This is a genomic window from Ralstonia sp. 25mfcol4.1 (assembly GCF_900104095.1).
Classification (GTDB): domain Bacteria; phylum Pseudomonadota; class Gammaproteobacteria; order Burkholderiales; family Burkholderiaceae; genus Cupriavidus.
In genome coordinates, this window is record NZ_FNJO01000017.1 from 17,566 (window position 1) to 39,747 (window position 22,182).

The 22,182-nt window shown below is 64.9% G+C and carries 18 protein-coding genes; 14 read left to right on the plus strand and 4 right to left on the minus strand.

Translation table 11 applies throughout. The features are described from left to right. The first annotated feature begins 26 nt into the window (after nucleotides 1-26). Nucleotides 27-839: a DUF2950 family protein gene (locus tag BLQ58_RS24135; protein ID WP_254776110.1), complete on the plus strand. Its 813-nt coding sequence runs from the start codon at nucleotides 27-29 to the stop codon at nucleotides 837-839. Between the two features lie 58 nt (nucleotides 840-897). On the opposite strand, the gene BLQ58_RS24140 is transcribed toward BLQ58_RS24135, so the two are convergent. Beyond that, nucleotides 898-1,641, minus strand: coding sequence for a Crp/Fnr family transcriptional regulator (locus BLQ58_RS24140; RefSeq protein WP_092602606.1), 744 nt, complete (start codon nucleotides 1,639-1,641; stop codon nucleotides 898-900). A 370-nt stretch (nucleotides 1,642-2,011) separates the two neighbouring features. Here BLQ58_RS24140 and BLQ58_RS24145 point away from each other — a divergent pair, with 370 nt between their 5' ends. Further along, nucleotides 2,012-2,995, plus strand: coding sequence for an extracellular catalytic domain type 1 short-chain-length polyhydroxyalkanoate depolymerase (locus tag BLQ58_RS24145; RefSeq protein WP_254776112.1), 984 nt, complete (start codon nucleotides 2,012-2,014; stop codon nucleotides 2,993-2,995). A gap of 93 nt (nucleotides 2,996-3,088) precedes the next feature. On the opposite strand, the gene BLQ58_RS24150 is transcribed toward BLQ58_RS24145, so the two are convergent. Then, nucleotides 3,089-4,399: an MFS transporter gene (locus BLQ58_RS24150; RefSeq protein ID WP_092602610.1), complete on the minus strand. Its 1,311-nt coding sequence runs from the start codon at nucleotides 4,397-4,399 to the stop codon at nucleotides 3,089-3,091. Nucleotides 4,400-4,699: 300 nt separating this feature from the next. Between BLQ58_RS24150 and BLQ58_RS24155 the strand changes: the two genes are divergently transcribed. Next, entirely contained in the window at nucleotides 4,700-8,680 is a 3,981-nt protein-coding gene (locus BLQ58_RS24155; protein WP_092602612.1) for a DUF748 domain-containing protein, read from the plus strand. A 125-nt stretch (nucleotides 8,681-8,805) separates the two neighbouring features. After that, nucleotides 8,806-8,991: a rubredoxin gene (locus BLQ58_RS24160; protein WP_092602614.1), complete on the plus strand. Its 186-nt coding sequence runs from the start codon at nucleotides 8,806-8,808 to the stop codon at nucleotides 8,989-8,991. A 236-nt stretch (nucleotides 8,992-9,227) separates the two neighbouring features. Here BLQ58_RS24160 and BLQ58_RS24165 read toward each other — a convergent pair whose 3' ends face one another. After that, nucleotides 9,228-9,410, minus strand: coding sequence for a hypothetical protein (locus tag BLQ58_RS24165; protein ID WP_092602616.1), 183 nt, complete (start codon nucleotides 9,408-9,410; stop codon nucleotides 9,228-9,230). A gap of 276 nt (nucleotides 9,411-9,686) precedes the next feature. On the opposite strand from BLQ58_RS24165, the gene BLQ58_RS24170 reads away from it, so the two are divergent. The 7 genes from BLQ58_RS24170 to BLQ58_RS24200 all read left to right on the plus strand — a co-directional run bounded on the left by BLQ58_RS24170 (nucleotide 9,687) and on the right by BLQ58_RS24200 (nucleotide 16,402). After that, nucleotides 9,687-10,190 (plus strand): hypothetical protein, encoded by a 504-nt coding sequence (locus BLQ58_RS24170; RefSeq protein ID WP_092602618.1) that lies wholly within the window; start codon nucleotides 9,687-9,689, stop codon nucleotides 10,188-10,190. Nucleotides 10,191-10,481: 291 nt separating this feature from the next. Beyond that, on the plus strand, nucleotides 10,482-11,648 hold the full coding sequence (locus tag BLQ58_RS24175) for a cytochrome c oxidase subunit II (RefSeq protein WP_092602620.1): 1,167 nt from the start codon (nucleotides 10,482-10,484) through the stop codon (nucleotides 11,646-11,648). 14 nt (nucleotides 11,649-11,662) lie between these two features. After that, a complete protein-coding gene (gene ctaD, locus BLQ58_RS24180; protein ID WP_092602622.1) occupies nucleotides 11,663-13,420 on the plus strand; it encodes a cytochrome c oxidase subunit I in 1,758 nt (585 codons plus the stop codon). An 86-nt stretch (nucleotides 13,421-13,506) separates the two neighbouring features. Further along, nucleotides 13,507-14,082, plus strand: a complete 576-nt coding sequence (locus BLQ58_RS24185; RefSeq protein ID WP_254776119.1) for a cytochrome c oxidase subunit 3 family protein — start codon at nucleotides 13,507-13,509, stop codon at nucleotides 14,080-14,082. Between the two features lie 13 nt (nucleotides 14,083-14,095). Further along, a complete protein-coding gene (locus tag BLQ58_RS24190; protein ID WP_092602626.1) occupies nucleotides 14,096-14,794 on the plus strand; it encodes a heme-copper oxidase subunit III family protein in 699 nt (232 codons plus the stop codon). A gap of 8 nt (nucleotides 14,795-14,802) precedes the next feature. Beyond that, nucleotides 14,803-15,159, plus strand: a complete 357-nt coding sequence (locus BLQ58_RS24195; protein WP_092602628.1) for a cytochrome C oxidase subunit IV family protein — start codon at nucleotides 14,803-14,805, stop codon at nucleotides 15,157-15,159. Between the two features lie 52 nt (nucleotides 15,160-15,211). Then, complete coding sequence (locus tag BLQ58_RS24200; protein ID WP_092602767.1) at nucleotides 15,212-16,402, plus strand: DUF2252 family protein; 1,191 nt, start codon at nucleotides 15,212-15,214, stop codon at nucleotides 16,400-16,402. A gap of 90 nt (nucleotides 16,403-16,492) precedes the next feature. On the opposite strand, the gene BLQ58_RS24205 is transcribed toward BLQ58_RS24200, so the two are convergent. Further along, nucleotides 16,493-17,923, minus strand: coding sequence for an NAD-dependent succinate-semialdehyde dehydrogenase (locus BLQ58_RS24205; protein WP_092602630.1), 1,431 nt, complete (start codon nucleotides 17,921-17,923; stop codon nucleotides 16,493-16,495). A 255-nt stretch (nucleotides 17,924-18,178) separates the two neighbouring features. On the opposite strand from BLQ58_RS24205, the gene BLQ58_RS24210 reads away from it, so the two are divergent. From BLQ58_RS24210 to BLQ58_RS24220, 3 genes are all read left to right on the plus strand, one after another. Then, nucleotides 18,179-19,636 (plus strand): MATE family efflux transporter, encoded by a 1,458-nt coding sequence (locus tag BLQ58_RS24210; protein ID WP_092602632.1) that lies wholly within the window; start codon nucleotides 18,179-18,181, stop codon nucleotides 19,634-19,636. A gap of 424 nt (nucleotides 19,637-20,060) precedes the next feature. Beyond that, nucleotides 20,061-20,522 carry a tripartite tricarboxylate transporter TctB family protein gene (locus BLQ58_RS24215; RefSeq protein WP_092602634.1) on the plus strand — a complete coding sequence of 154 codons (462 nt, stop codon included), beginning with the start codon at nucleotides 20,061-20,063 and terminating at the stop codon, nucleotides 20,520-20,522. 13 nt (nucleotides 20,523-20,535) lie between these two features. Beyond that, the gene (locus BLQ58_RS24220; RefSeq protein WP_092602636.1) at nucleotides 20,536-22,038 is read left to right on the plus strand and encodes a tripartite tricarboxylate transporter permease; all 1,503 of its coding nucleotides are present in this window, start codon (nucleotides 20,536-20,538) and stop codon (nucleotides 22,036-22,038) included. Nucleotides 22,039-22,182: the final 144 nt, after the last annotated feature.

The following is a 22,182-nucleotide window of genomic DNA, read 5'->3' on the forward strand; positions in this document are numbered from 1 at the left end:
GTTGGAAGTCGTTGCGCGCGCTAGCCATGGCCTTGCTGATCGGCGCGTCGATGTCCGCACCGTCCGTGGCGACGGCGCAGCAGGTATTTCCGTCGCCCGAGGCGGCCATGGACGCGCTGGGCGATGGCGTGGCACGCAGCGACACCGATGCGCTCAAGCGCGTGCTGGGCGCGCAGTATCTCCGGATCGTGCCGCCGCATCTGGACCAGCAGGATATCTACGATTTTCTTGGAGCGTGGGCCAATCACCATGCCGTCCGCAAGGACGGCGAGAATACCGCCAGCGTGGAAGTGGGCAGCAGCGGCTGGACGTTTCCGGTGCCGATCGTGAAGCGCAAGGCGGGATGGCAGTTCGACCTGACCGCAGGCGAGCGCGAAGTCAGGGTTCGCCGGATCGGCCGCAACGAGATCGTGGCCATGGACACGCTGCTGCAGCTGGCCGATGCCCAGGAACGCTATGCCGAGCAGGTTGGCAAGGGCGCCTACGCCGGGCAACTGGTCAGCACGCCGGGCAAGACCAATGGCCTGTACTGGCCGTCGGCGTCGAAGGAAAACGATAGTCCACTGGGGCCGGATGCCCTGGCCATGGGACCGGAGACGCCGCCCGATGAGGCCTTCTTCGGCTATCGCTACCGCATAATCGCGCCGCCGAAGGGTAGCGAGGCAAAATTCGCGTTCATTGCTTGGCCGGCGCGCTATGGCGATTCGGGCGTGCATTCGTTCATGCTGGACAGCGAACGCCGTTTCTACGAGCGCGACCTGGGCAAGGACACGGCGTCGCGAGCTGCTGCCATCCGGAATTTTGCGCCGCAAGGGTGGAGCCAGGTGGCCAAGCAGTAATTGCCAGGGCCCGGCCACGCGGTCGGGCGCCCAACCTGGCGGAACAGGGCGGGTTTCTTCAGTCGCCCGGGCCCCGCAGCGCCACGCGGTCGGGGTCCGCGTAGACGTCTGCCAGGCCGTCGGGATCGACGATCCGCAGCATGCGGTGCCGTACCGTGATCAGCCCCACCGACCGGAAGCGCGATAGCAGCCGGGACACCGTTTCAAGGGTCAGCCCAAGATAGCTGGCGATGTCGTTACGCGTCATCGCCAGCGTCAATCCGCCGTCGCCAATGCCGCGACGCGCCTGTTCGGCTGACAGATCGAGCAGCAGCATGGCCAGCCGTTGCGACGCCTTCATCGACCCAATGGCGACCATCAGTTCGGCTTGACGGCCGGCCTGTTGCCGCAGGCTGGCCAGAATGGCGACGCGCAATGCCGGATCGGCAAGGCTGCCGTGCAACGCCTCGATGGGAATGGTGCAGCACTCGGTGTCCTGGAGCGCAACGGCGCTGGCTCCATGGGCCGCGGACTCGTTCGGCTCCAGGCCGCACACGTCGCCGCACTGAAAAAAGCCGCTTACCTGCCGCCATCCCAGGCGGGATTCATAGACCTGCTTGAGTCCCCCCGTGCGCACAGGAAAGACCGCCAGCGTGGGCCGACCCTGCGCATAGAGCACATCGCCGGCGCGCAACCGCACCCGACCGGGCGCCAGCGGCACGGCTGCACGCAACGCGCTATCGCCGCCAGCATGGCGACATGCCTGGCGGAACGGGCAAATCGTGCAGGATGGGGCGCTTGCGCCGGGACGTTCGAAGGACATCGTCGCGCCGATCGGTCCATAGGATATTTATGCGTTTCAGTATAAATGCCCGTAAATAGTACGGATTTACCGTCGTTCTGCATTCTTTCGTCGCCATGACGTAAGTTTTTTCGAAAGCGCTCCCCCGTTCGGGGCAAGGCGGTCCGGCAAGGAAATCTTTGTTTCCAAAATTCATGTTGCATCTTGCAGACAATGACGGCAATTGGTCACAGCAGCTGTGTTATGCTGCGTCGCACAAATAGAGGAGGAGACTCGTTCCTAGATGAGCAGGAGTCTTCATATGGCCAAAAGCCTGTCTCCGGCTTGGGGTGCGCAGTGGCGACAATTCGGTCGCTCGCACTACCAGGCCGCGAAGCAAATACGTTCCTGGTTGGGGCGCCTTGATCCGGCGCAGCCTGGCCCACGGCGGCTGCGATACCCCGCGGCGGGTGAGCCCGCGCCAGCCGAACTGCCCGGTTCGTGGCAATCCCACAAGCTGGGCCTGGAGCCGCTGCCGGGCGAACTGGTGCCGCAGCTGTCCTATCGTCTATATATTCCGTCTGGCGCAAAGGGCGCGTTGCCGCTGGTGGTGATGCTGCACGGCTGCCAGCAGACGCCTGAAGACCTGGCCGCCGGCACGCGCATGAACGCGCTGGCCGAGCGCGAGGGATTCATGGTGGCTTATCCGCAGCAGCCGTTGCGCCGTTCCGTACACCGCTGCTGGCAATGGTTCGACCTTGGCGACGGCGAGGGCGGTCGCGAGGCGCAGGCCGTGGCCATGCTGATCGACGAACTGTCCAGCCGGCCCGACGTGCGTACGGGCGAGGTCTACCTGGCGGGGTTGTCCGCCGGGGCCGCCATGGCTGCCGTGGTGGCGTTGCGTTACCCGGAAAAAGTCGCGGCGGTGGGTTTGCACTCGGGCGTCGTGATCGGCGCGGCCGGCAATCCGGGCGCGGGCCTGAAGGCGATGCGCCATGGCACCGAACTGGAACCGGCCTTCCTGCTCGATGCCGCCGGCGTGACGGCGGGCGGCCCGGAGATGCCCGCCATCGTGGTGCATGGCATGACCGATGACGCCGTGAATCCGGTCAATGGCCGTCTGCTGGCCCGCCAGTTCCTGACTTACAACGGGCTGAGCGAACGCGCCGGCGAGCGTCTGGACTGCGCCAACGACGCGCCGCCGCTGGAAGTGGGTGACTATCGGGAAGCGCGCTTTGGCCGCTGGAACCGCGACGTCGTGCGGCTGGTGGAGGTGGCCGGGCTGGACCACGCGTGGAGCGGCGGCGATGCCAGCGTGCAGTACCACAGCGACGTCGGGCCAGACGCAAGCTGGATGATGTGGCAGTTCTTCCGGCAGCATCGCCGCGCGGCATGATGCGGCTGCCGCCGGACGGGAAAAAGGGGAAGGCTTCGTCTGGCCTTCCCCTTTTTTTGTCCGGACTTGCCGGAACACGCACCAAGCCGTAAATCAGGCTTCGCGTTTGCGTACGAACAGTGCGGTGATGATGCCCATGACGCAGACACCGACCACGTAGTGCGCCGGGGCCAGCTTGTCGGTCTTCAGCATCAGCGAGACGATGACCGGCGTCAGCCCACCGAAGATCGCGTACGAGACGTTGTACGAGAAGGACAGGCCCGAGAAACGCACCTGCGCCGGGAAGGCATGCACCAGCACATACGGCACGGCGCCGATCGTGCCAACGAAGAAGCCGGCCAGCGCGTACAGCGGCAGCAGCAGTTCAGGGCGCGTACCAATGGTCGTGTACAGCAGGTAGGCCGTCGCCGCCAGCAGCGCGCCGCCGATCGACAGCGTCAGGCGAGCGCCGATGCGGTCGGCCAGCACGCCGGCTACTACGCAGCCAATCGACAGGAACAGCGTGGCCGCGCTGTTGGCGACCAGCGCCGTGCGGGCGTCGAAGCCGAACAGCGTTTGCAGGTAGGTAGGGGTCAGCAGGATCACCACCACGATGCCGGCCGACAGCATCCACGTCAGCAGGACCGAGATCAGCACGGCGCCGCGATGGTCGCGCACCACGGCCTTCAGCGGCATTTCGGCGGCCAGCGCCTTGCGCTGCTGCAGTTCGGCGAACACCGGCGTCTCGTGCAGCCAGCGGCGCAGGTACATCGAACCCACGCCGAAGATGCCGCCCAGCACGAACGGCACGCGCCAGCCATGGGCCAGCAGTTCCTGCGGGTCGAAGATCGCGTTGATGCCGGTGGCCACCAGCGAGCCGAGCAGGATGCCGGCCGTCAGGCCCGCCGTCAGCGTGCCGCAGGCATAGCCGATGTGGCGCTTGGGCACGTGTTCGGACACGAATACCCAGGCACCCGGCACTTCGCCGCCCACGGCGGCACCTTGCAGGATGCGCAGCACCAACAGCAGCATCGGGGCCAGCAGGCCGATGGTCGCATAGGTGGGCAGCAGGCCCATCAGCAGCGTCGGCACCGACATCAGCAGGATCGACAGCGTGAACATCTTCTTGCGGCCAAGAAGGTCGCCGAAGTGCGCCATGATGATGCCGCCCAGCGGGCGCGCCAGGTAGCCGGCCGCGAAAATGCCGAAGGTCTGCAGCAGGCGCAGCCAGTCCGGCACCGAAGCCGGGAAGAACAGCTGGCCAATGACCTTGGCGAAAAAGACAAAAATAATGAAATCGTAGAACTCAAGCGCACCGCCCAATGCTGCAAGGGCAAGCGTCTTGTAATCCTGGCCGGTCAGCGGGCGGGCGGCTTGGCCGCCTTGCGCGCCCAGTGCCCCGGCAGTACTGCTGGAGGTGGACATGAAAAGACTCGCATGGATACATTCACATGCGAAGCGCGCAACACGGATGACGTGGAGGGAGACGGCCGAGGGATGACGACACGAACTTGGCGAACCGGGGCCGGCGGGTAAGCAGGCGGGCACGACGGGACGCTTCGCAAAGGCGTAAAGATACCAGATCGATGTGTTTCATTTCCGATTTTGATCAGATTGAATACTAAATCGGCCGATGCGCTGCCATAATCCGTCTCCATAATGCAAAAGAAGTGAAATCCGGGGCACAAAGCGCGAAATGCGCGGGGTCATATTTTCTGGGGTGACATGGCTTTCAAGGATTCCATCCAGGCCGCAACTGGGGCGGCCATGGCAACGCCGCGCCGGCGCGTGGCCGCGCGCGTGGCGGGCGGCGTGGTGGCCGTGCTGGCTGTTTTCGGGCTGGCCGGCTATTTTGGCGGGCCGCCGCTGATCAAATACCTGGTAGAAAAGAACGCGACCGAGGCGCTTGGCCGCAAGGTCACGCTGGGTGGCGCGCAAGTGCGGCCGTTCGAACTGGCCGCGACGCTGAACGACCTGACCATTTTCGAACCCGATGGCAAGACGCCCATGCTGACGCTGGGCGAGGTCGAGGCCAATACCTCGGCCGCGTCGATCTGGCATCTGGCGCCGGTGGTCGATTTCCTGCATGTGGACCGGCTCAGCGTGCATGTGGTGCGCAATGCCGACGGCCGCATGAGCTTTGCCGACATCCAGGAACGCTTTGCCGCCCAGCCGCCCAAGCCGGCCGACAGCAAGCCGGCGCGGTTCTCGGTCAGCAATATTGCAGTGTCCAACAGCAGCTTCGTCTATGACGACAAGCTGCTCGATACCGTGCAGCGCGTGGAGAACTTCACGCTGACCCTGCCGTTCCTGTCGAACCTGCCGCACGATGTGACCATCAATACGCGGCCGTCATTGTTTGCCAAGATCAATGGCACGCCGCTGGCACTGGACGGAACGTCGCAACCGTTTTCCGATAGTCACCAGACCGACCTCAACGTCAATCTGGACGGTCTTGAGGTGGCGAAGTACATGGCATTCGCGCCAAAACTGAAGGATGCGGAAGTCAAGGGCGGTCTCGTCGATACGCGGCTGAAAGTCGGCTTCCGGCAGGAAAAGGACACGCAGGATCTGTATGTGTCCGGCACGATCGCGCTGCGCGATGCCGATGTGCGGACGCTCGCCGGGGCGCCGATCGTCAAGGCCGGCCGTCTGGCCGTCGATCTGGACCGCGTGCAGCCGCTGGCGCACACGGCCCATGTGAAGAGCATCGAACTGGAGGGATTCGACCTGCAGGCGCTGCGCCGCCAGGACGGTACGCTGAACCTGGCGACCGCGTTCCTGCCGGCAGCCGCGCCCGCGCCGAAGGCTGCTGCGCAGGCGCCGGCAAAGCCCGCCGCGCCTGCATCGGCGGCAGCGGCCGCGCCGGCATCCGCGCCGGCAGCCGCCGGCGTGCAGGCACCGCCCAAGGCCGAAGAGGTGCCGTGGTCGTATGCCGTCGATCGCATCACGGTCAAGGAAGCGAAGCTCGGGTTTGTCGACGAACTCGCGCCGTCCGGCCCCGGCAAGCTCGATATCGGCCCGGTCAGCGTCGAGATCGGCAACCTCGCCAGTACCGGCGACAAGCCCGCGAAGCTCGACGCCAATATCACGGTCGCCAACGGGCAGACCATCAGGCACACCGGCGAACTCGGCCTGAAGCAGGGCACGCTGACGGGCACGCTGGAAACGGCGGGACTGCGGCCGCAAGGCTTCTCGGCGTGGTGGCCGCGCGCGCTGCACAGCCAGCTGGGCGAGACCGCCGTCAACGCCGAGTTGCATTACACGATGGCGTGGACGCAGCCTGTGTTCCAGTTCACGCTGCAGAAATCGCGCGTGGAGCTTTCGCCGGTCCATGTGGCCACGCGGGATCCGGTCAAGGTGCCAGCCGCGTCGGGCGCATCGGCCGCCGCCAAGGAAAGCGATGACGATGCCAAGGCGGCACCGGCCCGGCGCGGTGCCCGAGCGCCACGTGCCTTCCGCACGGCGCGCGTGGCCGACACCGAAGGCGCCAACCTGCCGCTGATCCGTGCCGACAAGCTGATCCTGGACGATATCCAGCTCGATCTGGCCAGGCAGACTTTCGAAGCCGGGCAGGTGGCGCTGGTGAAGCCGCGCATCGCGGCCACGCGCGATCGTCGCGGCCAGTTGCTGGAATCGGCGCAGATCTGGGCAACCGAATCTGCCGAACAGAAGGCAGCGGACCAGAAGGCCGCTGCGAAGCCTGCGCCGCAGGCCAACGGCGGTGCGGCGGCGCCGGGCTGGAAGGTGCGTGTGGGCAAGGTGGCCGCGGATGGTGGCGAGGCACGGCTGGCCGATTACGCGCCTGCGGAAGCCAATCGCGGCCGTCCGGTGATCCACCAGTTCCGCAATATCGGGCTGAGCACCGGCACCATCACGTGGCCGCTGTCGCCCGGCGCATTGCCGATGAAGCTGCACGCCGAAAGCGGCCGCAAGGGCGTGATGAACGTCGACGGGCAGGTCGTGCCGACCGGGCCCGCGGCGCAACTGCAGCTGGATCTGCGCGATCTCGACATGGCGCCGCTGCAGCCTTATCTGGCCGATCGCTTCAATGCCGCGCTGCGCAGCGGCACGATGACGCTCAAGGGCAAGGTGGCGTACGACGCGCCGGCCGGCAAGCCGATCGCCGTGCGCTTCAGTGGCAACGCCTTTGCCGGCAATGTGCGTACCGTCGATCGCATCTCCGGGGATGACTTCCTGCGCTGGCGTGCACTGGCGGTCAATGGCATCGACTTCAGCATGGACGATGCCAAGGGGCCGATGCAGGTAGGCGTCAGCAACGTGGCGCTGAACGATTTCTATGCGCGTGTGATCCTCAATGCCAACGGCCGGCTGAACCTGCAGGACGTGATGGCCGGCGGTGCCGAAAAGGGCCAGGCCGCGCCATCGACGAGTCTGACGCAGGCCAGCCCGGCGTCGGCGCCGGAGGCCAGGCCCGCACAGCAGGCCGCACCAGCCACGGAAGCGGCCGGCCCGAAACCCCAGATTCGCCTGGGCGGCGTGACGATCAACAAGGGCAACATCAACTTCTCGGACTTCTTCGTCAAGCCGAACTACTCGGCCAACCTGACCGACATGAAGGGTTCGGTGTCGAAGGTGTCGTCGGCAGATCCCACGCCGGCCGACCTGGTGCTCGACGGCCGGCTCGACGACGACGCGCCGGTCAGCATCAGCGGCAAGGTCAATCCGCTGGGCGAGCAGCTCTATCTGGACATTGCAGCCAAGGCGGCTGGCGTGGAACTGACACGCCTGACGCCGTACGCGGCCAAGTACGCCGGCTACCCCATCACCAAGGGCAAGCTGACGGTCGATGTGGCGTACAAGATCGAAAACGGCAAGCTGGACGCGAAGAACCATCTGTACCTGGACCAGCTCACGTTCGGCGACAAGGTGGACAGCCCCGATGCCGTCAAGCTGCCGGTGCTGCTGGCCGTGTCGTTGCTCAAGGACCGGAACGGCGTGATCGACATCAACCTGCCGGTGTCGGGCTCGTTGTCGGATCCCGAGTTCAGCATTGGCGGCGTGATCATGCGCGTGATCGTGAACCTGCTGACCAAGGCGATCACGTCACCGTTCTCGCTGATCGCGTCGGCGTTCGGCGGTAGCGGCGAGGAGCTTGGCTATATCGAGTTCGCGCCGGGATCGTCGACGCTGACCGATGAGGGGCGCAAGAAAATCGAAACGGTGGGCAAGGCGCTGAACGACCGCCCGTCGCTGCGGCTGGAAATCAGCGGGCGTATCGACCCGGCCACCGATGCCGATGGCGCGCGTCGCGTCTGGCTGGACCAGCGCGTGGCCGAAGCCAAGCAGCGCGACCTGCGCCGTTCGGCACAGGCTGGCGCGCAGGCCGAGGAAGGCGAGGGCGGTGACCAGGGTGCCAAGGTGACCGTGTCGAAGCAGGAGTATCCAAAGTACGTCGAAGCGGTGTACAAGCGTGAGTCGTTCAAGAAGCCGAAGAATTTCATCGGCCTGAACAAGTCGCTGCCGCCGGAGGAGATGGAAAGACTGCTGCTGGAAAACGCGCCCGTCACCGATGCCGAACTGCGTGCGCTGGCGGACCAGCGTGCGCTGGCGGTCAAGCAGTCGCTGGAACGCGACGGCAAGGTGCCCGATTCGAAGCTGTTCCTGACGGCGCCGAAGCTGACCGCCGAGGGCATCAAGGACAAGGGCGCGCCGAACCGCGTGGACTTCTCGATCCGGCAATAGCCCTCGCGACATGCCGCCGGGTGCGGCGTTTGAACGAAAGCTTCGAACGCTGCCCCGGTGGCCGCACCGAAACCGCGTATCATTCGCCCCGGACCGACTGATTGACGATCAAAAGGAGCGAGTTTTTGGAGCAGGAAGCGATTGCGTACAAGACCTGGGTTTGCCTGATTTGCGGGTGGGTGTACGACGAGGAACAGGGCTGGCCCGAGGACGGCATTGCGCCTGGCACGCGCTGGGAAGACATCCCGGAAGACTGGCGTTGCCCCGAGTGCGACGTCAGCAAGGGCGACTTCTCGATGATCGAGATCTGAGTCCCGGCGGAAATTCAGGGTATGTGGGAGTGCCGCTGTCGCAACTCCCGGCACAGGCCGGCGCGTGCGCGCCGGCGCGCGCATCGGGTGTAGCGCATCCGGAACGGATGGCTGCATCGCCATAGCGCGGACGCCACGGTCAGGACCAGCAGCGCCGCCATCACGGCAGCGAGCAGTGTCAACGACATCGCGCCTCCTTCTCTCTCAAAGGCGCTTCACCTCAAGCGGTCGCGCAGCTAAATCAGCAGCGGCAACGCTTCCAGCACGAGCACCCCAAGGAGCACCCCGATGATTGCGCCCGCGCATCGGCAGCTGATACGCAGCGCCTTGGCGGCCACCGGGATCGCACCCATCGCCAACAGCCCGACGAGCGCCATGGGGATCAAAAACACAAGATCGTGCGCCTGTACGTGGATCATGGCGGTCTCCTGTCTTGTTTCTTTCTGTTTCCAGTATAGGCCGTGGGTGGCGAATACAAGGCCGGAAGCGTCAGGGTTGTCCCGCAATGTTTGAAACGCTTGCAGAGTTTGTTTCCTGAACGACGGCTGGCGCGCAACAACCGGCTGCTGTCGGGCCGTGCGTGCGCTGCGCCGCGCTGCACAACGTGCCGGGCGGGCTCCCCCACTGCACCTGCCGCGGCCGGTGTCCTATGCTGGACGCATGATGGCTATCATCGGCCACCAACGGAGGAAGCTATGGAACTTCACATGCATTCGCACCACTACGTGCGCCGTTTGCCCGACTGGTCTGCCGCCGCAGTATCGGGCCTGGCTGCAGGGGCGTTGCTGATCGTCGTGGAGATGTTCTGGTCGAGCATGGTGGCCGGCGTGCATCCATGGGGCACCACGCGGCTGATCGCCGCCATCGTGATGGGCCGCGACGTGCTGCAGACGTCGATGTTCAGTGTCAGCACGGTGGCCGTGGCGCTGATCATCCACTTCGTGATCGGCGTTGTGCTGGGCTGTGTGCTGTGCGCCATCATCGCGCCGTTCCAGCTCGATTCGAGCGTCGGCATGTCGATGCTGGTGGGCGCCGCATTCGGGCTGGTGGTCTACCTGTTCAACTTCCACGTGATGACGGCCGCGTTCCCCTGGTTCATCGACGCGCGGGGCTGGCATACGCTGGTGGGCCACATGATATTCGGCATGTGCATCGCGCTGTGCTACTGGAAGCTGGAATCACGCGATGTCGTGCACTAGATACATCGCCACGTGATGCAAGGTGTCGTGCGCATGGCATGGCTGGGAGCCACGGCCCGCATGCGCCGCGGATGGCAGTTGGGACTGGCATGTCCCCACTGCCATTTTTGCTGTGCCGCACGCGAGACACGTCGGGTGCGGACGCGCGAGTGTCTCCGAACGATACGGCGCGCGTGTCGCCTTGCAGTGGCCTGAACCGATGCACTAGTCTTATTCCACGTGCGTGAACGGGCGCACCCGCCTGCCCCTGCCTTCCGGCCCGTTCCCTTGCGTGCGTAAGAGGAGGGGGACATGGCGATCGCGGTCGTGCTCGTCATCATGGTTGCCGCTTCGGTGCTCTTTCATTTCCTGAGCCCCTGGTGGCTGACACCGTTGGCGTCCAACTGGAAACAGATGGACGACACGCTCACCATTACCCTCGTCATCACTGGCCTGTTCTTCGTCGGCATCAATGTGCTGCTGGGGTATATCGTCTGGCGCTTCCGGCATCGCGAGGGTCATCGCGCGGCCTATGAACCCGAAAACCGCCGGCTGGAGCATTGGCTGATCGGCCTCAGCGCGGTGGGCATCATGGCACTGCTGGCGCCGGGGCTGATTGTCTACGCCGACTATGTCAGGCCGCCGCACGAGGCCATGGCGATGGAGGTGGTGGGCCAGCAATGGCAATGGGCATTCCGCTTTCCCGGCCGGGGAGGCACGCTCGGCACCTCTGATCCCCGCTTCACCAGCGCTACCAATCCGATGGGCCTGAATCCGGATGATCCGAACAGCCAGGACGACGTGATCGTGCTCGGTCCGGAAGTGCACCTGCCGTTGAACCGCCCGGTCAAGGTGCTGCTCAGATCGAAGGATGTGCTCCACGATTTCTACGTGCCGCCGTTCCGAGCGCGCATGAACATGGTGCCCGGCATGGTCACCTCGTTCTGGTTCACGCCCACGCAGGTGGGCAAGTACGACATCCTGTGCGCGCAGCTCTGCGGCGTGGGGCACTACAACATGCGTGGCCACGTGGTGGTGGAGGAGCCCGCGGCATTCGAGGCCTGGCTGGCCAAGCAGCAGACCTTCGCGATGACCCAGGCCAAGGCGCCGCAGCCGGCCGCATTGCCGGGTACCGGCGTCGTCCCCGGCGCGGGCGCCAGCGGCAACGTCGAGCAGGGGCGGGCGCTGGCCCAGAGCAAGGGTTGCGTGGCCTGCCACAGCATCGACGGCACGCAGGGCGTGGGCCCGTCGTGGAAGGGCCTGTATGGCAGCACGCAGACGTTTGCCGATGGCAGCAGTGCCACCGTCGACGACGCCTTCCTGAAGAAGGAAATCGAGGATCCGCAGGCGCGCGTGATCAAAGGCTTTGGGCCGGTCATGCCGAAGTTGCCCGTGACCGATGCAGAGGTGGCGGCGCTGTCCGCCTATATCCATTCGCTGGGCTCCGGCGCCGGTGCGGCGCCCCAGGCCGGAAAGTAGGCAAGGAGGACACGATGGCCTATGCCGACGACGCCAACCATCACGGCCCGCAGAGCTTCTGGATGCGCTACATCTGGAGCCAGGACCACAAGGTGATTGCCGTGCAATACACGCTGGTGGCCATCTTCGTGGGGCTGGTCGGCGTGGCGCTGTCGAACCTGATGCGAATGCAGCTGGGGTTTCCGGGGAAGTTCGAGTTCATCGACGCCAACCGCTATTACCAGTTCGTCACCATGCACGGCATGATCATGGTGATCTACCTGCTGACGGCACTGTTCCTTGGCGGCTTCGGCAATTACCTGATTCCGCTGATGGTAGGCGCGCGCGACATGGTGTTTCCGTTCCTGAACATGCTCAGCTTCTGGGTCTACTTCCTGTCGGTGATCGTGCTGCTGACCAGCTTCTTCGTGCCCGGCGGGCCCACTGGCGCGGGCTGGACGCTGTATCCGCCGCAGGCGATCCTGCCGGGCACGCCGGGGCATGACTGGGGCATCATCCTGATGCTGGTGTCGCTGCTGATCTTCATTGTCGCCGCCACCATGGGCGGCCTGAACTATGTGACCACCGTGCTGCAGGCGCGTACCGAGGGCATGACGATGTTGCGCATGCCGCTGGCCGTGTGGGGCATCTTCATGGCCACCATCCTGGCACTGCTGGCGTTCCCCGCGCTGTTTGTCTCCGGGGTGATGATGCTGCTCGACAAGACGCTGGGCACGAGCTTTTTCATGCCGGCCATGGTATCGATGGGCCAGCAGCTCAACTACAAGGGCGGCAGCCCGTTGCTGTTTCAGCACCTGTTCTGGTTCTTCGGCCATCCCGAGGTGTATATCGTGGCGCTGCCGGCGTTCGGCATCGTCTCAGACCTGGTCAGCGTGCATTCGCGCAAGAGCATCTTCGGCTACCGGACGATGGTCTGGGCCATCCTGGCGATCGGCCTGCTGTCCGTGGTGGTCTGGGCGCACCACATGTTCGTGAGCGGCATGAATCCGTACTTCGGCTTCTTCTTCGCCACGACCACGCTGATCATCGCCGTGCCAACGGCAATCAAGGTGTACAACTGGGTCATCACGCTGTGGCGCGGCGACATCCATTTCTCGGTGCCGATGCTGTTCGCCATCGCGTTCATCAGTACCTTCGTGATTGGCGGGCTGACCGGGCTGTTCCTTGGCAACGTCAGCGTCGACATACCGCTTTCCAACACCTATTTCGTGGTGGCGCACTTCCATATGGTGATGGGCGTGTCGCCGATCCTGGTGGTGTTCGGCGGCATCTACCACTGGTATCCGAAGGTGACCGGGCGCATGCTCAACGACACCATGGGCCGTATCCATTTCTGGGTGACGTTCGTGGGCACCTATGCGATCTTCTTCCCGATGCACTACCTGGGCATCATGGGCATGCCGCGCCGCTACTACGCCTGGGACAACTACAGCTTCATCCCTGAATCGGCGCATACGATGAACATGTATATCTCCATCGCGGCCTTCGTGGTGGCGGCGGCCCAGCTGCTGTTCGTCTTCAACCTGTTCTGGAGCCTGCGGCGCGGGCAGGCGTCCGGCCCCAATCCCTGGCGCGCGGCGTCGCTGGAATGGCAGACGCCGCAGACGCCCCCCGTGCATGGCAACTGGGGGCCGCATCTGCCCGTGGTGTACCGCTGGGCCTATGCGTACAGCGTGCCGGGTGCCAGCGAAGACTTCATCGCGCAGAACGCGCCACCCGATGCGGGCGGCCCCGAGCCTGAGCCGCATCCCAGCCGGGGAGCCGTGGCATGAATGCCGATCCGATCGCAGCCGACCCGGGTGCCGGCGTTTTTCGCGTATCGCCCGATTCGCCCGGCAGTGGCGCGGGCGGCGGCGCGATGCACGGTCACGGCCAGCGTGCACCGGGCAGCACGGGCCTGTGGGTCTTCATGGGCGTGGTGACCGCGTTGTTCACGCTGTTCCTGGCGGCCTACGTCATGCGCATGGACAGCCCGGACTGGCGTCGGATTGCATTGCCGTGGCAGGTCTGGCTGTCAACGGGCCTGCTTGCGATGGCCAGCGCGGCGATGGCGGTGGCATCGCGTGCTGCCAGGACAGGCCGGATGGCGCGTGCGCGCGGGGCGCTGCGTCTGGGCGGACTCGGCGCGCTGGCGTTCGTGGCGTCGCAGCTTTGGGCGTGGGCGGCGCTGTATGCCGCGCATGTGGTGCCGGCCAGCAATCCCGCCGGCAGCTTTTTCTACCTGTTGACGGCCATGCACGGTCTTCACATGATCGGCGGGCTCGTGGGCTTTGCATTCGTGGCGTTCGATCGCGGCAGCGGCATGCGCACGCAGGTGCGCATCGGCCTTTGCGCCCGGTACTGGCACTTTCTGTTGGGCGTATGGATCGTGCTGCTGGCCGCGCTGGCCTGGTTGACGCCCGAGCTCGTCAACTACATCTGCGGCCGGGGATGAGGGAGGTACACCGATGAGTTCACAACTCTCCACCCCGGCGGCGTCGCCGCACGATCATCCGCCGGGCGGCCTGCGTGGCCTGGTCGCCGACTGGTCTTCGGACCAGCGCGCGTTCAAGGTCTCGTGGGGCAAGGCGATGATGTGGATCTTCCTGCTGTCCGACACCTTCGTCTTCAGTTGCTTCCTGACCGGCTACATGACCGTGCGGATGTCCACCACGGTGGCGTGGCCGAACGTCAGCGAAGTGTTCGCCATCGAGATCGGCGGCCGGCCTGTGCCATTGCTGCTGATTGCCATCATGACGTTCACGCTCATCACCAGCAGCGGCACGATGGCCATGGCCGTCAACTGCGCCTATCGCCGGGACCGCATGAACTGCGCCAAGCTGATGTTCGTGACCGCGTGGCTGGGAGAGGTCTTCGTCTGCATGCAGGCGTTCGAATGGACCAAGCTGATCGTCGTGGAGGGGGTACGGCCCTGGGGCAACCCGCTGGGCGCCGCGCAGTTCGGGTCGGTTTTCTTCACGGTCACGGGCTTTCACGGCTTTCACGTGACGTGCGGCGTGATCTACCTGCTGGTCATCGCCAGCAAGGTGCTGCGCGGCCACTACGACATCAGCGGCAACTACCAGGCCGTGGAGATCGCCGGCCTGTACTGGCACTTCGTGGATCTGGTCTGGGTCTTCATCTTCGCGCTGTTCTACCTGTGGTGAGACGCATCATGGCATCGACTTCAACCCAAGCGGCACCGCATGCCGAACCGGCCCAGGAGCACGGCGGCCAGTCGCATTCGATCGGGCTATACCTGAAGGTCTGGGTGCTGCTGTTCGTGCTGTCCACCATGTCGTACATGGTGGATTACTTCCGCCTGACCGGCTACCTGCGCTGGTTCCTGATCCTGCTGTTCATGGTGCTGAAGGCCGGGCTGATCATTGCCGTGTTCATGCACATGGCATGGGAACGGATGGCCCTGATCTGCGCGATCCTGCTGCCCCCGCTGTGCCTGCTGGTGCTGGTATGGCTCATGGCCGCGGAAGCGGATTACACTTTCCTGACACGCGGCGTGTTTTTCCGTTAGCGTCTCCATGCTGGCGGCGGGCGCCGCGATGTTTCCACCACGGACCTCGCCCATGCACGCCGTCACCGAAAGCATCCTGCTCTACAACCATGGCCGCGACCCAGACCGGGTGACCATGAAGCTGGCCGCCATCGCCGCGGAGCCGTTCGCATTCTTCCGGGGCACCAACCATCTCTACGCGGCGTCGCTGCGGGCCGAGATCGGGCTGGATGCGCCCCGCACCTATGTCTGCGGCGACCTGCACGTGGAGAATTTCGGATCGTTCAAGGGCGACAACGGGCTGGTGTACTTCGACCTGAACGATTTCGACGACGCGCTGGTGGCCCCCTTCACCGTGGACGCCGTGCGCATGCTGTCGAGCGTGCTGGTGGCCGGGCACCAATACGGGCTGTCCGAAGCGGATGCCCGCATGGCCTGCGCCAACATGCTGGGCGAATATACCCATACGTTGCGCACCGGCAAGCCGCGCTGGATCGAGCGTGCGACCGCGACCGGGCTGGTGGCCACGCTGCTGCGGCAGGTGAAGCGCCGCCGGCGCGGCGCGCTGCTGGCGGCGCGCACCACGCTGCGTGGCGGGCGCAGGCGACTCAACCTTGACCGTCGGGCGCTGCATGCCGGGCGCGACGGGCGAGAGCGCGCCTCGCATATCCTGACCATCTACTCTCAGCAGGAGCATCACGGCCATCGCTTTGTCGCTGAAGATGCCGCCCGCCGGGTGGCCGGCGTGGGCAGCCTGGGGCTGGAACGCTACGTCGTGCTGGCGCACGACACGCAATTCCCCGCGTCGCAACGACTCATCGATATCAAGCGATCTGCGCCCAGCGCCTGGTTCGATACGCAGCACCAGCCGCACTGGAGCAGCGACGCCCAGCGCGTGGTGACGACCCAGCAGATCATGCAGGCAGCCTCGCCGGCGCTGCTGTCGTATGTCGCGCTTGGCAGGCGCGAGTCGTTTGTCGTCAAAAGCCTGCAGCCAACCACCGATCGCGTGGACCTGGCGCATTGCCGTGACAAGGCGGCATTGGCCGATGTGCTGGGCTGCATGGCGCGTGCGGCAGCCTGGGCCCATCTGCGTGGCTGCGGCCATCAGGCGGCGGATCGGATCGAAAAACTGCAGGATTACGCCGCGGGCGGGCGCTGGCAGTCGATGGCGCTACGGCTGGCCCGGCACGGGCGCGACGTTTCGCTGGCGCAGTGGAAGACGTATGCGGAGGACTACCGGAAGGCCAGGGGCGGAAAGTAGGGCCGAGGGGCGAAGATCGACAGGCGGGAGACCGGCAAGGACAAGGCGGGAGTGACCCCTCTCCCGGCGGGAGAGGGGCGGGGATGTCGCTTAGACCTGCGTAATAAACTTCGTCACCAGGTAGCCGTCGAAGGTTTCCTGGCCACCTTCGCTGCCGATGCCGGAGTCCTTGATGCCGCCGAACGGCGTTTCAGACAGCGCCATGCCGAAGTGGTTGATGTTGACCATGCCGGCTTCCAGGCCGTTCGATACCTGGTGGGCCGTCTTCAGCGAGTTCGTGAACACGTACGAGGCCAGGCCGAACGGCAGGCTGTTGGCGCGGCGCAGCACTTCCTCGGTGTCCTTGAAGCGTGTCACGGGCGCCACCGGGCCGAACGGCTCGTCCACCATCAGCTTGGCGTCGTCGGGCAGGTCGGTCACCACGGTTGGGGCAAAAAAGAAGCCCTTGTCGCCGATGCGCGCGCCGCCAGCGACGATCTTGCCGCCACGGTGATTGGCGTCGTCGAGGAACTGCTCCATCGATGCGATGCGGCGCTCGTGGGCCAGCGGGCCCATCTGCGTGCCGTCGTCCAGGCCGTTGCCGACCTTGATCGATCCGATCACCTCGGTGAAGCGCGCCAGGAAGCGGTCATATGCCTTTTCCTGGACGTAGAAGCGCGTCGGGGACACGCACACCTGGCCGGCGTTGCGCAGCTTGAAGCGGGCCAGCATCTCGGCGGCCGGCTCGATGTCGGCGTCATCGAACACCAGCACCGGCGAATGACCGCCCAGTTCCATCGTCACGCGCTTCATGTGGGCGCCGGCCATGGCCGCCAGCTGCTTGCCCACCGGTACCGAGCCCGTGAACGAGATCTTCCGCACGATCGGCGACTCGATCAGGTAAGTGGACACTTCGCTCGGCACGCCCCAGACGATGTTCAGCACGCCCGGGGGCAGGCCTGCATCGTGGAACAGCCGCGCCAGCGCCACCACGGCGCTGGGCGAATCTTCGGGGCCCTTCAGGATCAGCGTGCAACCGGCGCCGATGGCTGCCACGATCTTGCGGATGGCCTGGTTGAACGGAAAGTTCCAGGGCGTGAACGCGGCGCAGACGCCAATCGGTTCGCGCACCACGATCTGGCGCACATTGGGGTTGCGCGGCGGAATCACGCGGCCGTAGATGCGCCGGCATTCCTCGGCGTGCCATTCGGCGTGTTCGGCGCAGATGGTCACTTCGGCCACGGCTTCGGCCAGCGGCTTGCCCTGGTCCAGCGTGATATCGCGGCCGATTTCCTTGGCGCGGGTGCGGGTCAGTTCCGCCACCCGGCGCAGAATGGCGGAGCGTTCCAGCGGCGACGTCTTCTTCCACGTCTCGAAGGCACGCTGCGCGGCGGCCAGCGCGCGGTCCAGGTCGGCCTTGCTGGCATGGGGCAGCTTGCCCAGCAGCTCCTGAGTGGCCGGGTTGATGACGTCCTGCTCGCGCCGGTCGCCTCCCTTGACAAATTCTCCATCGATGTAGAGCGCGAGATCCTGGTACGCCATGCGAGTCTCCTGTACAGGTTTGGACGGCCGGCCGGCGGCCGCGAACGATCGGTCGGAAAGCCGCAAGCTTAACGCGTCGCGGCGGAATTCGCATGGAGATCATCGGTGGTCGATAATCGCCCGGTGCGTGCCAACGCAACGCCGGTGGCACGGCGGCCGGCGCCGATCTAGACTGGCGGGTCCGTTGCCGGCTGCGACTCATCCAACCCCGCCGCGCTGTCGCTTTTGCTGCAGCGCGCAAGAACCAACTTCCCTATGAAGCCCGATGCCAGACTGACCACCGGCCCGATTGGCCGGACGCTGCTGATGTTCTCGCTGCCCGTGCTGGGCAGCAACATCCTCCAGTCGCTGAACGCCTCGATCAATTCGGTGTGGGTGGGCCGCTATCTGGGCGAGGCGGCGCTGACCGCCACCTCCAACGCCAACATCATCCTGTTCTTTCTGCTGGGCGTGGTGTTCGGCATCAGCATGGCCAATACGATCATGATCGGCCAGGCCATCGGGGCACGAGATATCGACGAGGCGCGCCGGGTGGTGGGCACCAGCACCACGTTCTTCGTGGGCATGTCCGTGCTGGCAGCCGCGCTGGGCTTCGTCTTCACCCCGCAGATCCTGGCGGCGATGCAGACGCCGCACGATGCCGCGCCACTGGCCGTCATCTACCTGCGCATCATCTTTGTCGCGCTGCCGTTCATGTATTTCTACAACTTCGTGATGATGACGCTGCGCGGCGCTGGAGACTCGCGCACGCCGTTCTATTTCATGCTGCTGTCGGCGGTGCTCGATGTGGTGCTGAATCCGGTGCTGATCTTCGGCGTCGGGCCGCTGCCCGCGCTGGGGATTGCCGGATCCGCGCTGGCCACGCTGATCGCACAGCTGACCAGCCTGGTGGCGATGATCGTGCTGCTCTACCGGCGCAAGCATTTCCTGCTGCTGCATCGGACGCAGCTGGCGCTGCTGAAGCCCGATACGGCCATCCTCAGGGCGCTGGTGGCAAAGGGCCTGCCGATGGGCCTGCAGATGGTGGTGATCTCGTCGTCGGCCATCGTGATGATGTCGCTGGTCAACGGCTATGGGTCGCAGACCACGGCCGCGTACGGCGTGGCGTCGCAGCTGTGGACCTACGTGCAGATGCCGGCGCTCGCGGTGGGAGCCAGTGTGTCGTCGATGGTGGCGCAGAACGTGGGCGCAGGCCTGTGGACGCGCGTGTCGCGCATCACGCAGGTGGGTCTGCTGTTCAATGTGCTGATGACGGGCGCGCTCGTGGCGCTGGTCTACCTGTTCAACCGCCATTCGCTCGGCATCTTTCTGGGCGACGACAGCGTGGCCATCGAGATCGCTCAACACATCAACCGCGTGGTGCTCTGGTCGTTCATCCTGTTCGGCTTCACGATCGTGGTGTTCGGCACGGTGCGGGCAACCGGTGCAGTGATGGCGCCGCTGGTCATCCTGTTCATTTCGATGTGGGTGATCCGGCTGCCGTTCGCGTGGGCGCTCGCGGGCCATATCGGAGCCGAATCGATCTGGTGGAGCTTTCCGCTGGGGTCGGTGGTATCGGTGGCACTGGCCTTCCTCTACTACCGTTTCGGCAACTGGAAGCGCAGCCATATCCTGCCCGCCACGCCCCAACCCGAAGCGGTGGGGCAGGCGCCCGACACCAGCATGGGATGTCCGTGCGAGGACGTCGACGCAGGCGCCGAAGCGGTCCGCTGAAGAAAAAGACGCATGCACACATGCATCAGGGCGTCTGCATGACAACACATATGACTTCCACGGGCTGAGGCCCGACGCGTCTGTAAGCCAGTCGAAAGCTGCGCGGCGCCCGGACGCCGCGCGGCCGCTTCATTGCGCAATCTTTCCTTTCATTCGTCTTACTGCCACGCCTTTCAGTTGGCTTGCATCGACGCCATCCGTGCGGGCTATTTGCATCGCGACGTGATGTATTGCTTGGGGATGGCCGCTCAAGCGGGGATCGGTAAATACCCTAAACCCCAGACAAATGAAAGGCGGCTGAAAGTTCCCATTTTTATCGTTCGTCCCATCGCGTCGAACGTGCCAGCACTCGCGCGTTCGCAGCGTGGTGTGCCAGAGCCGGTGAACCACGCGCATCGCTTTCACAACTTTGAGGAGAATCGTTTTGCGCATTCGCAGCCAAAAGGACTTTGCCTCCGGCCTGATGTTCATTCTGGTCGGCCTGGGCTTTTCCTTCGTCGCTCGCGGCTATTCCATGGGAACTGCCGCCAAGATGGGTCCCGGATATTTTCCGTTCCTGCTCGGGCTCGTGCTTGCACTGCTGGGCGCGGTCGTGACGATCGGGGCCCTGTCGTCCAAGGGCGAGCAAGACCAGCTTGCCCGCTGGGACCTGAAGATCCTGTTGTGGATCCTCGGTTCCGTCGTGCTGTTCGGCCTGCTGCTCAAGCCGCTCGGCATGGTGCTGTCGGTATTCGTGCTGGTGATCGTGTCGTCGATGGCCAGCCATGAGTTCAGCTGGAAGGGCGCCCTGCTCAACAGCGTCGTGCTCGTGCTGATCAGCATGGGCGCGTTCGTGTACGGCATCAATCTGCAGATGCCGGTGTGGCCTGCCTTCATCACCGGCTAAGGAGTCGCCTCAAATGGAATTGTTTGAACACCTTGCCCTGGGCTTTTCCACGGCACTGACGCTGCAGAACCTGGCGTACGCGTTCCTGGGCTGCGTGCTGGGTACGCTGATCGGCGTGCTGCCGGGCCTCGGGCCCCTGGCCACCATCGCCATGCTGCTGCCGGTGACGTACTCGCTGCCGCCGGTCGCTGCGCTGATCATGCTGGCCGGTATCTACTACGGTGCACAGTACGGCGGCTCCACCACCGCCATCCTGGTGAACCTGCCGGGTGAATCGTCGTCCGTGGTGACCACCATCGACGGCTACCAGATGGCACGGCGCGGCCGCGCCGGTGTGGCACTGGCCACCGCCGGCCTCGGTTCGTTCTTCGCCGGTTGCGTGGCCACGCTGATCCTGGCGGCCTTTGCAACGCCGCTGTCGGAACTGGCGTTCAAGTTCGGCCCCGCCGAATACTTCTCGCTGATGGTGCTTGGCCTGATCGGTGCCGTGGTGCTGGCTTCGGGGTCGCTGCCGAAGGCTGTGGCGATGATCGTGCTGGGTCTGCTGATGGGTCTGATCGGTACCGACGTGAACTCGGGCGCTGCGCGCTTTTCGTTCGACGTGCCTGAACTGACCGACGGCATCGACTTCGTGGCGCTGGCCATGGGTATGTTCGGCTTTGCGGAAATCATCGCGAACCTGGAACAGAAGGAGGCTCGCGAGACGTTCACGAACAAGGTGACGAACCTGTTCCCGACCAAGGAAGACTTCAAGCGCATGATTCCTGCCGTGCTGCGTGGCACGGCCCTGGGTTCGGCGCTGGGTATCCTGCCGGGCGGCGGTGCGGCACTGGCTTCGTTTGCAGCCTACTCGCTGGAAAAGAAGACCTCGAAGTTCGCGCACGAGTTCGGCAAGGGCGCCATCGAAGGCGTGGCAGGTCCGGAATCGGCCAACAACGCCGCGGCACAGACGTCGTTCATCCCGCTGCTGACCCTGGGTATCCCGCCGAACGCCGTGATGGCGCTGATGGTGGGTGCGATGACCATCCACAACATCCAGCCGGGCCCGCAGGTGATGACCAGCAACCCGTCGCTGTTCTGGGGCCTGATTGCCTCGATGTGGATCGGCAACCTGATGCTGATCATCCTGAACCTGCCGATGATCGGTATCTGGGTGAAGCTGCTGACCGTGCCGTATCGCTTCCTGTACCCGGCCATCCTCACGTTCTGCTGCATCGGCGTGTACTCGGTCAACAACCAGACCTTCGACGTGTTCATGGCAGCCGCCTTCGGTGTGATCGGCTACCTGTTCCTGAAGCTCAAATGCGAGCCGGCGCCGCTGCTGCTGGGCTTCGTGCTCGGACCGATGATGGAAGAAAACTTCCGCCGTACGCTGCTGCTGTCGCGTGGCGAGTTCACGGTGTTCTTCACCCGTCCGCTGTCGGTGGGCCTGCTGATTGCCGCAGCCGCCCTGGTGGCCGTGGTGGCGCTGCCGTCGATCAAGGCGAAGCGCGAAGAAGCGTTCCAGGAAGAATAACGCTCCGTGGCGTTCCTGAACTACCGCGCCGCCCCGGCGGCGCGGAACTAGCAAGCTTTCGGGGTGCCACTACGTGCACCCCGTTTTTTTGGCATTCAAAGATGATGAGGGCCTGGCTGCGCAAGCAGTCTCGGGCTGCGCATG